Genomic DNA, 12344 nt, shown 5'->3' with positions numbered 1-12344 from the left:
GCCTCGGATAGGTTCGGGGCCATGAGTGCGCCCGGGCTCGACCCGACCTTCAACGACCTGCCGCACCGCCGCCTCGGCGACGTGGCCCTGGCCCGTGCCCAGGAGCTCGGTGCCACCCACGCCGACTTCCGTCTCGAGCGGATCCGCTACCAGTACCTCGGCGCGCGTGACGGCATCCTCCAGACCGCGAGCGACGCCGAGGACCTCGGCTTCGCGGTCCGCGTGGTCCACGGCGGCGCGTGGGGATTCGCCTCCGCCGTGGTGCTGACCGACGCCGAGGCCCGACGCGTGGCGGAGACGGCGGTCGCGGTCGCTCGAGTTGCCGCCGCCATGACCACCACACCGGTCGAGCTGGCTCCCGAGCCGGTCCACGACGACGTCACCTGGATCTCCGCCTACGACATCAACCCGCTCGAGGTGCCGACCCGCGAGAAGGGGGACCTGCTCGTCGACTGGACCGAGCGGCTCCGCTCCGGCGCCGCGGTGGCGCACGCCACCGCGTTCCTCCAGCAGGTCCAGGAGAACAAGTACTACGCCGACCTCTCCGGCACCCGCACGACGCAGCAGCGCGTACGCCTCCAGCCCGGCTTCGAGGCCACCGGCGAGGACGAGCAGACCGGCATCTTCGACTCCATGGCCTCGATCGCACCGCCCGCCGGCCGTGGCTGGGAGTACCTCACCGGCGCCCACTGGGACTGGGACGCCGAGATCGCCGAGGTGCCCGACCTGCTCGCCGAGAAGCTCAAGGCGCCCAGCGTCGAGGCCGGGTCGTACGACCTGGTCGTCCACCCCTCCAACCTCTGGCTCACCATCCACGAGTCGATCGGCCACGCGACCGAGCTGGACCGGGCGCTGGGATACGAGGCCAACTACGCGGGCACCTCGTTCGCCACCTACGACAAGCTCGGCACGCTGCAGTACGGCTCCGAGGTGATGAACGTCCAGGGTGACCGCACCCAGGAGCACGGCCTGTCGACGGTCGGCTACGACGACGAAGGCGTGCAGACCCAGAGCTGGGACATCGTCCGTGACGGCGTGCTCGTCGGCTACCAGCTGGACCGCTCGATGGGCCACCTCAAGCCCGAGCTCAACGACGGCCGGTCCAACGGCTGCGCCTATGCCGACTCCTCCGGCCACATCCCGATCCAGCGGATGGCCAACGTGTCGCTCATGCCCGGCACCGACGACCTGTCCACCGACGACCTGATCGGCCGGGTCGAGCGCGGCATCTACGTCGTCGGTGACAAGTCGTGGTCGATCGACATGCAGCGCTTCAACTTCCAGTTCACCGGTCAGCGGTTCTACACGATCAAGGACGGCAAGCTCGGCGGCATGCTGCGCGACGTCGCCTACCAGGCCACCACCACCGACTTCTGGGGCTCCATGGAGGCCGTCGGCGGACCCGACACCTGGGTGCTCGGCGGCGCCTTCAACTGCGGCAAGGCCCAGCCGGGCCAGGTGGCCGCAGTCAGCCACGGCTGCCCGACGTCGCTGTTCCGCGGCGTCAACATCCTCAACACCCTCGACGAGGCAGGCCACTGATGACGATCTCCGTGGGCCACACGGCCCAGCAGCTGGTCGAGCACGCGCTCGCCACCTCGACCGCCGACGACTGCATCGCGATCGTCCGCGACGTCACCAGCGCCAACCTGCGCTGGGCCAACAACACCCTCACCACCAACGGCGTGATGACCGAGATGTCCGTGACCGTGGTCAGCTTCGCCTCCGTCCAGGGCGGCACCTCCACGGGCTCGGTGTCCGGCAGCGCCGCGACGACCGACCAGGTCACCGCGCTCGTGCAGGCCGCTGATGCGGCGGCCCGTGCCGGCTCACCCGCCGAGGACGCCGGCGAGCTGGTCGGCGACGTGACGTCAGCGGACTGGGACGTCGAGCCCGAGACCACCGACATCGGGGTGTACGACGCCTTCGCACCCGCTCTCGGTGAGGCGTTCCGCGAGGCCACGGCCGAGGACCGGCTGCTCTACGGCTTCGTCAACCACGAGGTCGCCACCACCTACCTCGGCTCCAGCCGCGGCCTGCGGCTGCGGCACGTCCAGCCCACCGGGCACTACGCCTGCACCGGCAAGGACACCTCGCTGTCCCGCAGCGCCTGGACCGGGGGCGCCACCCGTGACTTCCGCGACGTCGACGCGGCGGCGATGGCCGCGACGGTCGCCCAGCGGCTGCGCTGGGCCGAGCGCCGCATCGACCTGCCCGCCGGGCGCTACGACACGATCCTGCCGCCGTCCTCGGTGGCCGACCTGATGATCGACGCCTACTGGGGTGCCGGCGCCCGCGTCGCCCACGAGGGCGAGTCGGTCTACAGCCGGCGTGGTGGCGGCACCCGCATCGGCGACAAGGTCGCGGCACCCGGTGTCGGCCTCTTCTCCGACCCGGCGTACGCCGGACTGGAGTGCGCGCCCTTCGTGATCGCCGGCGCGTCCGACAACACCGACTCCGTCTTCGACAACGGCCTGGCGCTCCATCGCACGGACTGGATCCAGGACGGCCTCCTCACCGGGCTGCTGCAGACCCGTCACTCCGCAGGGATGACGGGGCAGAGCGTCACGCCGATGATCGACAACCTCGTCCTGGAGGTCGGCGACGGCGCGGGCTCGATCGACGACATGATCGCCGGCACCCAGCGCGGCCTGCTGCTCACCTGCCTCTGGTACATCCGTGAAGTGGACCCGCAGACCATGCTGCTGACCGGCCTGACCCGCGACGGCGTCTACGTCGTCGAGGACGGCGAGATCGTCGGTGCGGCCAACAACTTCCGCTGGAACGAGAGTCCCATCGACCTGCTCAACCGCTTCAGCGCGGCCACCGAGACGGTGCCGAGCTTCAGCCGCGAGTGGGGCGACGACTACTTCTCCCGCACCGCCACCCCGGCGCTGCGGATCCCCGACTTCAACATGTCGAGCGTGTCCCAGGGCGTGTGACCCGCCGGTCCACTGGACCTCGTGAGCGGTGCTGCACCCACGTTGGAGCGGCCAGGCCGTCTCAGCCCAGCCGCTCCACGCGCTCGCGGTGGTCCTCGCTGTTGTCGCCGTCGATGTCGGAGTCCCGGGTCCTGGAGATGTGGTCGACCTTCTCCTCCGACCCCTCCACCGGCTGCGCCTTGATCAGGGTGTCGCGCTCGAAGGCGTGGGACTTGTCGTTGTTGCGGTAGTAGCGGTAGAGCGACCAGTACGTCGCCACGGCACCCGCAGGACCGGCCGCGAGCAGCCAGATCGGGGCACTGTCGCCGGAGGTGGCCATCACGACCGCCATGACTGCCTGGTCGATCATGCGGTCGCCACCAGGATCGCTCCGGCGATGCCTTCGAGGAAGGTGCCGACGGTCAGGGCCGCCGTGATGAGCTTCCACTGCGCGACGGGGACGCTGCCCATCGTCTCGCCCGTGCGCGCGTTGACCGCGATGTAGTGCAGCATCTCGGTGTCCTCCTGGTAGTAGGAGTAGAGCCAGACCGGGAGGTACATCGCGATCCAGCGCGAGCCGCCGACGTCGATCTGCTCGCCCTCCCAGCGCACTCCGCGGTCGAACTTCCCGAGCGACTCGTGCACCTGCGAGCGCCCGATGGAGAGCAGCTGGCTCTCCAGCACGGGCTGCAGCGCACCCACGTCCAGGTCGCGCTTCTCGCTGGTGAATCCCACGAGATAGCTGGAGTTCCACTTCACGGCGTTCTTGGTGTCGAACGGGAGGACCGTGTTGATGATGTTGTTGGTGGTCCGAGCGTCGAACTTCGCCCGGCCCGCTGCGCCCTCGATCGTGAGGTCGTCGACGGTGAAGGAGACCGAGCGGTCGACGCGGTAGACGTCGGCCGCGTAGTAGGTCGTCGAGTTGTCCCCGACCTTCTCGGTCCAGCGTCGCGTCTGCACCTCCCCCTTCCCGACGTACGCCGCCTCGGCGCGGGCGTCGATCACGAGGTAGGGCAGGTAGACCCCGAGGACGTTCTCGGGGATGAACTCCTTCTTGAACCGGCCGAGCGCGAAGAGGCGCCGCTTCGAGGCGAACTCGCGGATCCTCTCCACGGCCTCGGTGTGCGTCAGCTTGAACGGCAGCACGGCGTCGGGCACCGCTCCGTTGGACGTCCGCTCGTTGACGTTGAGCGTGTGGCGGCACCAGTGGCAGCGTGCGTTGAGCGCGTGGGCCGTGTCGACCACCACCGAGGCGCCGCACCCGCCGCACGTCAGGGTCATGACGTCGTCGCCCGAGATCGTCGCCGCGCCGCCGGCGACGACGGTGCCCTCGAGGTCGTCGATGCCGACGCCGAGCCCGAGCTCCTCCTCGACCCGGGCCTCCTGCCACTCGTGGCGGCAGAACAGGCACACCAGCTGGCCGGTCGAGCCGCGCAGCCGGACGTCGGTGGACCCGCACTTGGGGCAGCGGTTGACGCCATCGGCCAGGGACTCGTTGAGGGTGTCGATGGCAGGGCCCGCCTCGGGCTCCGCACGCGCAGCCGCGAGCTCCTCCTCCAGGGACAGCGGAGGGCCGTCGAAGACGGGCGCGTCGGGATCTCGGTCCTGCTGGGGCTGCCCCTGGGCGTCCCCGTCTGCTTCCTGGGTCATCTCAGAGACCGAGCGCCTTCGCCTTCGCCGCGTCGTAGTCGGCCTGCGTGATCAGGCCGGCGTCCAGCATGTCCTTGGCACGCTTGAGCACAGCCACGGGGTCCTCGGCCGCCGGCGCGGCCGGGGCCGCGGGCGCAGCCGGTGCGGCGGGCGCGGCCGGCGGCTGCTGCAGTCCGCCCAGACCCATCCCACCGGTCGCCATGCCCATGCCGATCAGTCCACCCGGGCCGGCGTTCTCACCGGCGGACTCGATGCCCGCAGCGACGGAGGCCTGCAGGTTGGAGTTGCCGCGCGAGCCCGACAGGGCGTCGGCACGCTGGACGTTCTTGAGCAGCTCGCGGGTGTTCTCGTCGTACTCGATCGAGATGATCGCCGTCTTCGCGATCTCGAGGCCGCGGTCGGTGCGCCAGCGGTAGTTCTCCTCCACCGCCGCGGAGAGCGACTGCGCGAACCCCACGGAGTCCTGCTGGAGCCGGCTGATCCGGTTGCCCTTGGCCGGGTCGTTCGTGTACATCGAGAAGGCCGGCGCGAGCGAGCCGACGACCTCGTTGAAGAGCTGCTCGCCCGCCGGGTTGTCGAGGTCGGTGAAGTCAAAGATCGCCTGCCCGCTGATGACGCTCGCGGAGACGAAGTTGCGGATGAACGTGAGCGGGTCGGTGATCTTCAACGTGTAGGTGCCGCGGGTGATCGTGCCGACCTGGGTGTTGAGGAAGGCGTCGTCCCAGTAGATCTCCGACTGGGTGCCGAACTTGTTGTTGGGCAGCTCCTTGAGCGCCACGAAGAGGGCCGTCTGCTGCGACGCCGGCCGACCGCCGAACTTGAAGCGCTCCCAGCTCTGCTTGATGACCGAGTCGACCAGACCGCCGCCGGAGAAGACCGACTGCGACGCAGCCTGCTCCGAGTCCCAGATGTAGCCGCCCGGCTGCGCGGCGAAGCCGGTGAAGGCCCCGTCCTCCATCAGCACCAGGCCGTAGCCCTCGGGGACGACGATCCTCGACCCGTTGGTGATCACGCCGTCCGAGGCGCGGTCGTTGCCGCCGCGGCCCGCGTTCTCGCCCTTGCGCACGGCCGGGAAGAGGGCGGCCGTGGCCGGGAGCCCGTCCGGGACGCCGAAGAAGTCGAGCCACTGGTCGGCGAGAGCGCCGCCGATGGCCCCGGACACTGCCTGGAAGAGTCCCATGCCGATTCCCATCCGTCGGGTTCAGGTGGGCGGTGCCGCCCCCGTGTGGTCGACCGTCCTCAGCGGAGGCCGACGGCGGCAACAGTAGCGGTCGAGACACGGCCAGGCAGCCCGTTCCGGGTCACGAGGGGAGCCGCGGGTGACCACCCGGGATGTCCACCTCGGGGTCGTAGGGGGTGCGCGTGTAGACGAAGGTGGCGCACTCGAGGTTGCGGATCGACCCGTCGTCACGCCGTACGACCTCCAACCGCTCGCCGCGGTGGTAGCCGCTCACCCCGACCAGGCCTCCGTCGACGAGCTCGAAGCGCTCCTTCAGGAGCCCGCCGCGCGCCATCAGGCGCAGCTCGAGGCCCTCGTTGTGCCAGCGCACGTCGTACGCCGTGTTGCCCCAGAACCAGACGCCCGGCACCCCGACCACGTCGTCGGGCAGCACGAGCGTCGGTCGCCACGGCGCGGGTCGTGCGGAGTCGGCGTCGGGGTCGCCCTCGATGAGCGAGACCGCGAGCTCCTGCGGCGCGATGCCCGTCGTCGCGTTGGCGAGCACGACGGCGCCGATGCCGCTGTCGGGATCCACCTGCAGGGAGGCGAGGAAGCCCGGCATCGAGCCGTCGTGGCCCACCAGCCGCCCACCGGGATGGACGCCGAGCATCAGGCCGAGGCCGTAGCCGGGCTGCACCGCGCGCCCCATCTCCGCGAGGGTCCCTGCCGCCAGCACGTCGGGGCGGGCACCGCCGAGAAGCTGCCCCCAGACCACCAGGTCGCCCAAGGTCGACCAGAGCTGACCGGCCGGCGCCATGGCGCCGGTGTCCGTGAGCGGCTCGTGGACCCGGATGCCGGTGAAGTGGTGGACGCTCCAGCCCGGCTGCGCCCCCGGTCGCGGGAGGTAGGACGTCGCCCGCATCCCCAGCGGCTGGAGCAGCCGCTCCGCGACCAGGTGTCGCCACGGGGCACCGAGCCGTCGGGCCAGCACCTCGCCGAGGAGGCCGAAGCCCAGGTTGGAGTAGTGGAACCACTCCCCCGCTCCCGCGACGCGACCGGCGCCGTCGTTGGCCGCGACGAGTGCGTCGAAGTCGCCACCGCGGGTGCGTTCCCACCATGGTCCGCGCGGCTCGCTCTGCATGCCCGACGTGTGCGCGAGCGCGTCGCGGATCGACACCTCGGCGTAGCCGACGTCCCCGAGGTGGTCGCCCAGCCGGTCGGTGAGGTCCAGCAGCCCGGCGTCCCTGGCCTGCATGACCAGCACCGCCGTCATCGACTTGGTGATCGAGCCGATGCGGTACTGCCCGTCGATGCCGGGAGCCGTCCCGGCACCACCCGCCCAGACCGCGCCGTAGCGGTCGAAGACGGCACCGACCACCGACGTGAGCCGACCCTCTGCCTGGGCCACGTCGAGGAGCCGCTGCCGCTGGTCGCTCACTCGGCGAAGGCCTCCGGCGGCGGACAGGCGCACACGAGGTTGCGGTCGCCGTAGGCCTGGTCGATGCGAGCCACCGGCGGCCAGTACTTGTCGGGGTCGATCCCCTGGGGGAACACCGCCAGCTCGCGGGTGTAGGGCCGGTCCCAGTCTCCGACGAGGGCTCGCGCGGTGTGCGGCGCGTGGCGCAGCGGCGAGTCCTCGGGCGTCCACTCGCCGGCCTCGACCCGCGCGATCTCGGCGCGGATCGCGATCATCGCGTCGCAGAACCGGTCGATCTCGGCGAGGTCCTCGGACTCGGTCGGCTCCACCATCAGCGTCCCGGCCACCGGGAACGACATCGTCGGCGCGTGGAAGCCGTAGTCGACCAGCCGCTTGGCGACGTCGTCCACGCTCACGCCGCTGGCCTTGGTGATCCCGCGGAGGTCGAGGATGCACTCGTGGGCCACGAGGTCGCCGTGGCCGCGGTAGAGCACCGGGAAGTGCTCCTCGAGCCGGTGGGCGATGTAGTTGGCCGAGAGCACCGCGACGGCTGTCGCCCGGGTCAGGCCCTCCGCCCCCATCATCCGGATGTAGGCCCAGGTGATCGGCAGGATGCCGGCAGACCCGTAGGGCGCCGCGCTGATCGGGCCGATCCCCTGGCGCTTGGCGGCCTCCGGGTGCCAGCCGTGCGAGGGCAGGTAGGGCGCGAGGTGCTCGCGTACGGCGACCGGGCCGACGCCGGGACCGCCGCCACCGTGCGGGATGCAGAACGTCTTGTGCAGGTTGAGGTGCGAGACGTCGCCGCCGAACTCACCCGGCCGGGCATAGCCGAGCAGCGCGTTGAGGTTGGCGCCGTCGACGTAGACCTGCCCGCCGTGGTCGTGGACGATCTTGCAGAGGTCGGTGATGGTGTCCTCGTAGGCCCCGTGGGTCGAGGGGTAGGTCACCATGATCGCCGCCAGCGTCTCGGCGTGCTGGTCGCACTTGGCGAGCAGGTCGTCGAGGTCGATCGAACCGTCGTCGGCCGCCTTCACGACCACGACCTTCATCCCGGCCATCACCGCCGAGGCGGCGTTGGTGCCGTGCGCCGACGACGGGATCAGGCAGATGTCGCGGGCGGTGTCACCGTTGGCACGGTGGTAGCCCCGGATCGCCAGCAGTCCCGCGAGCTCACCCTGGGATCCCGCGTTGGGCTGGACGGACACCTTGTCGTAGCCGGTGACCTCGGCGAGCCAGCCCTCGAGATCGTCGACGAGCTCGCGGTAGCCGGTGGCGTCCTGCGCCGGGGCGAACGGGTGGAGGTCGGCGAATCCGGGCAGGCTCACCGGCTCCATCTCGGTCGTGGCGTTGAGCTTCATCGTGCACGAGCCCAGCGGGATCATGCCGCGGTCCAGGGCGTAGTCGCGCTGGGAGAGGCGCGCGAGGTAGCGCACCATCTGCGTCTCGCTGTGGTGGGAGTTGAAGACCTCGTGGGTCAGGAAGTCCGTGGTCCGGTGCAGGTCCTCGGGGAGCCCGGACGGCACGTCGTCGGTGGCGGCGGGCGCGCCGAAGGCCCGCACCACGGCAGCGACGGTCGACGGGCTGGTGCGCTCGGAGGTCGAGACGCCGACGTGGTCGGCGTCGATGAGCCGCAGGTGGAGCCCGACGGTGCGGGCCGCGGCGACGACCTCGCCGGCGCGGCCGGGGACCGACACGGTGAGGGTGTCGAACCAGCTGTCGTTGACGACTTCCACTCCCCCGGCCCGCAGTGCCGCTGCGATCCTGCTGGCGGAGTCGTGCGTACGACGTGCGATCCGCCGCAGGCCCTCGGGCCCGTGGTAGACGGCGTACATCGAGGCGACGACGGCGAGCAGCACCTGCGCGGTGCAGATGTTGGACGTGGCCTTGTCGCGGCGGATGTGCTGCTCGCGGGTCTGGAGCGCGAGGCGGTAGGCCGGGCGGCCCTCGGCGTCGACGGAGACGCCGACGAGGCGACCGGGCAGGTGACGCTCGAGCCCGGCGGACACCGACATGAAGCCGGCGTGCGGACCGCCGTAGAAGAGGGGTACACCGAAGCGCTGCGACGAGCCGACGACGACGTCGGCCCCGAACGTCCCGGGCGCCTCGAGCACCGCGAGGGCCAGGATGTCGGCGGCCACGACTGCCAGCGCACCACGCTCGTGGGCGGCGTCGATCACGGGCCGCGGGTCCGCGACCCGGCCCGAGGCGCCGGGGTACTGGATGAGCACGCCGCTGAGGTCGCCCTCGGGCAGGCCCTGGGTCAGGTCGGCCACGACCACCTCGATCCCCATGCCCTCGGCACGTGTCCGGACCACCTCGATGGTCTGGGGCAGGGCGTCGGCGTCGACGACGAACGGACCGGTCGCGTTGCGCTGCGCACGGCGTACGAGCGTCATCGCCTCGGCAGCGGCGGTCCCCTCGTCGAGGAGCGAGGCGTTGGCCGTCGGCAGCCCCGTCAGGTCGGCCACGACCGTCTGGAAGTTGAGCAGCGCCTCGAGCCGGCCCTGGGAGATCTCGGGCTGGTAGGGCGTGTAGGCGGTGTACCACGAGGGGTCCTCCAGCACGTTGCGGCGGATCACCGGCGGCGTGATGGTCGCGTGGTAGCCCAGACCGATCATCGCCTCGGCCGGGCGGTTCTGCGAGGCCAGCGTGCGCAGCGCCCGCGCGGTGGCCTCCTCGTCGAGCGGGTCCGGGAGGTCGAGCGCGGCGGCGGCTCGGATCCCGCCCGGGATCGCGGCACTCATCAGCGATTCCAACGACTCGTGGCCGACCGCCTCCAGCATGCGCGACACGTCGAGGTCGTCGGGACCGATGTGGCGGGCGACGAACTCACCCAGCGAGGACTGGTCGGTGGTGGTCGAGGTCTCGATCGGGCTGGCGTCCGCCACGTGGGCTCCTTGAGGTCACGAAGATGACCTCCCCTCTGTCAGCCGGGTGGCCTCCAGAGTGCCAAGCCGTACGGTCCGGGTGCCTGAGAGGTTCCGGGAGGAATTGCCCCTTCGGCGCACCGCGGCCGACCAGCGACCGCGATGACTCTCCCGCACGGGATTGTCAGCGCTCGCAGTCTAGCCCGGTCCCGGGAAAGTGAACGAGGCCGCCCGGTTTCCCGGGCGGCCTCGTCGGAGGGTCTGACGGTCGAGCTCAGCCGGTCTGACGAGCAGCGCGGCGGGCGGCGAGCTCGTCGCCGGCGACCGGCGACGCCGGCTCCTCGGCGGTGCGCTCGCTGGGGAGCTCGGCGAGGGTGCCCTCGATCTCGCGCCAGACGCCGCCGATGGCGATGCCGAAGACGCCCTGGCCACCCTGGAGCAGGTCGATGACCTCGTCGTTGCTGGTGCACTCGTAGACCGAGGCGCCATCGCTCATGAGGGTGACGCGCGTCAGGTCGTCGGTCCCGCGCTCGCGCAGGTGGGCCGTCGCGGTGCGGATCTGCTGCAGCGAGATGCCGGCGTCGAGGAGACGCTTGACGACCTTGAGGATCAAGATGTCACGGAAGGAGTAGAGACGCTGGGAGCCGGAGCCGGCTGCACCGCGCACGCTCGGCTCGACGAGGCCGGTGCGGGCCCAGTAGTCGAGCTGGCGGTAGGTGATGCCGGCGGCGTTGCACGCGGTGGGACCGCGGTAGCCGGTGTCGCTCGGCAGCGGGGAGACGTCGTCGGCGAAGAGCAGACCCTGCTCCTCGGCGAGCTCCGCTGCTTCGGACGCGGCCTTGGCCGCGGCGGCGTCGGCGCCCTGCTCGTTCTCGTTGCTACCCACAGCCAAACCCTCCAGGTCAGTGCCCTCGATGAGCAGCAACTCCTGGGGGAAGGACCCGCGCGGTGCCGGTGGAGCTGACAACCACAGCGGTGGAGTTACAACGAAGACAGTTCAAGGTAAGCCCGGGAGTGAGGGTTGTCCATCCATGGCGCGGCGTGTCGCAACCCTCAACCTCAGGTTGAGGGTCAGTGTTACGGCTGGGACTCAGGAGACTCGAAGTCGTCCGGGGACACGTGGTCGAGGAACTCACGGAACCGTTCGACCTCGTCCTCCTGCTCGGCGGGCACCGCGAGACCGGCCTCCTCGAGGACCGCCTCGGCACACACGATGCGGGTGCCGGTGCGCAGGGCCAGGGCGATCGAGTCGGACGGCCGGGCCCCGACCTCGGCGCCACCGTCGAACACCAGCTGGGCGAAGAACACCCCGTCCTGCATGTCGACGATCCGCACCTCGTCCAGGCGCTGGCCGGTGGCCTCGAGCACGTCCTTCATCAGGTCGTGCGTCAGCGGCCGCGGCGGCGTCACCCCTTGCTGGGCGAAGGCGATGGCGGTGGCCTCGACGGCCCCGATCCAGATGGGGAGGTAGCGCTCCCCCGTCACCTCGCGCAGGAGCACGATCGGTTGGTTGGAGGGCATCTCGACGCGGACTCCCACGACGTCCATTTCGCGCATGTCCCCACCCTACTCAGGTGCCCTGCACGCGATCAGCCGCGGTCGAGACCGACCTTCACCAGCGTGGCGTGCAGGCGCACCGACAGCGCAGCGATCTCGGACGTGGCGTCGTCGGCCCGTCCCTTGGCAGCCGCATCACGGCCGCGGGCCAGGGGGGCGACCACCTGCTGGACCAGCCCGACCTCGCGGTCGGCAGCGGTCTTGAAGGCGCGCAGGTGGCGCGGCTCGAAGCCGAAGTCGGCCAGCTCGCGGGCGGTCTGTGCCACGACGAGGGCGTCGCTGTCGAAGTGGCCGGTGCCGGTGCGCGCACTGATGAGGCCGTACTGCTCGAGCTGGGAGAGCAGGTCCTCGGAGATGTCGGCCACCTTGAGCAGCTCGCGGCGCGAGAGCCGCAGGTCGCTCGTGCGCCGGAACGACTCGGGGCTGGGCAGCCCGTCAGCCGACAGCGCGACCTTGGGGACCGTGGGCACGACCGAGTCGATCGCAGGCGGCTCCAGGCCGCGGTCGATCGCGTCGAGATGGTCGCCGATGACCTTGAGGGGCAGGTAGTGGTCACGCTGCATGAGCAGGATGTAGCGCAGCCGGGAGACGTCGTCGCCCGAGAACTTCCGGTAGCCGGCGGCGGTGCGCTCGGGCTTGACCAGGCCCTGGTCCTCGAGGAACCGGATCTTCGGGATGGTCACCCCGGGGAAGTCGGGGCGGAGCTGGTCGAGGACCTGCCCGATGTTGTAGCGGGCGCCGCGACTCGCGCCCGCGGACGTCGACGCGCTCAC

General features: G+C 70.9%; 10 protein-coding genes and 1 riboswitch. Of the genes, 2 read left to right on the top strand and 8 right to left on the bottom strand.

All coding sequences use genetic code 11. The features are described from left to right. Positions 1-21: 21 nt before the first annotated feature. Positions 22-1542 carry a TldD/PmbA family protein gene (locus BM127_RS20310; protein ID WP_091201699.1) on the top strand — a complete coding sequence of 507 codons (1521 nt, stop codon included), beginning with the start codon at positions 22-24 and terminating at the stop codon, positions 1540-1542. Continuing rightward, on the top strand, positions 1542-2942 hold the full coding sequence (locus BM127_RS20305; protein WP_091201697.1) for a metallopeptidase TldD-related protein: 1401 nt from the start codon (positions 1542-1544) through the stop codon (positions 2940-2942). The genes BM127_RS20310 and BM127_RS20305 overlap by 1 nt, the downstream gene beginning before the upstream one ends. Positions 2943-3003: 61 nt before the next feature. Here the strand turns inward: BM127_RS20305 and BM127_RS20300 are convergent, their stop codons facing one another. The 8 genes from BM127_RS20300 to ftsR form a co-directional block, all read right to left on the bottom strand. Then, positions 3004-3291 (bottom strand): hypothetical protein, encoded by a 288-nt coding sequence (locus BM127_RS20300; RefSeq protein WP_198554385.1) that lies wholly within the window; start codon positions 3289-3291, stop codon positions 3004-3006. Continuing rightward, the gene (locus BM127_RS20295) at positions 3288-4571 is read right to left on the bottom strand and encodes a TFIIB-type zinc ribbon-containing protein (RefSeq protein WP_175507466.1); all 1284 of its coding nucleotides are present in this window, start codon (positions 4569-4571) and stop codon (positions 3288-3290) included. The genes BM127_RS20300 and BM127_RS20295 overlap by 4 nt, the downstream gene beginning before the upstream one ends. 1 nt (position 4572) lies before the next feature. Further along, positions 4573-5751: an SPFH domain-containing protein gene (locus BM127_RS20290; RefSeq protein ID WP_091201695.1), complete on the bottom strand. Its 1179-nt coding sequence runs from the start codon at positions 5749-5751 to the stop codon at positions 4573-4575. Positions 5752-5872: 121 nt separating this feature from the next. Beyond that, positions 5873-7168 carry a serine hydrolase domain-containing protein gene (locus BM127_RS20285; RefSeq protein WP_157829603.1) on the bottom strand — a complete coding sequence of 432 codons (1296 nt, stop codon included), beginning with the start codon at positions 7166-7168 and terminating at the stop codon, positions 5873-5875. Then, positions 7165-10035: an aminomethyl-transferring glycine dehydrogenase gene (gene gcvP, locus BM127_RS20280; protein WP_372476680.1), complete on the bottom strand. Its 2871-nt coding sequence runs from the start codon at positions 10033-10035 to the stop codon at positions 7165-7167. The genes BM127_RS20285 and gcvP overlap by 4 nt, the downstream gene beginning before the upstream one ends. Positions 10036-10096: 61 nt before the next feature. Then, positions 10097-10198: riboswitch (glycine riboswitch) on the bottom strand. A 90-nt stretch (positions 10199-10288) separates the two neighbouring features. After that, entirely contained in the window at positions 10289-10900 is a 612-nt protein-coding gene (locus tag BM127_RS20275; RefSeq protein ID WP_269800901.1) for a MerR family transcriptional regulator, read from the bottom strand. A 191-nt stretch (positions 10901-11091) separates the two neighbouring features. Beyond that, on the bottom strand, positions 11092-11571 hold the full coding sequence (locus BM127_RS20270; RefSeq protein WP_091201691.1) for a bifunctional nuclease family protein: 480 nt from the start codon (positions 11569-11571) through the stop codon (positions 11092-11094). 32 nt (positions 11572-11603) lie between these two features. After that, a complete protein-coding gene (gene ftsR, locus BM127_RS20265; RefSeq protein ID WP_091201689.1) occupies positions 11604-12344 on the bottom strand; it encodes a transcriptional regulator FtsR in 741 nt (246 codons plus the stop codon).

This window comes from Nocardioides alpinus (assembly GCF_900112035.1).
Lineage (GTDB): Bacteria > Actinomycetota > Actinomycetes > Propionibacteriales > Nocardioidaceae > Nocardioides > Nocardioides alpinus.
The sequence above is the reverse complement of the archived record's forward strand: the minus strand, read 5'-3'. Positions and strand labels throughout refer to the sequence as shown.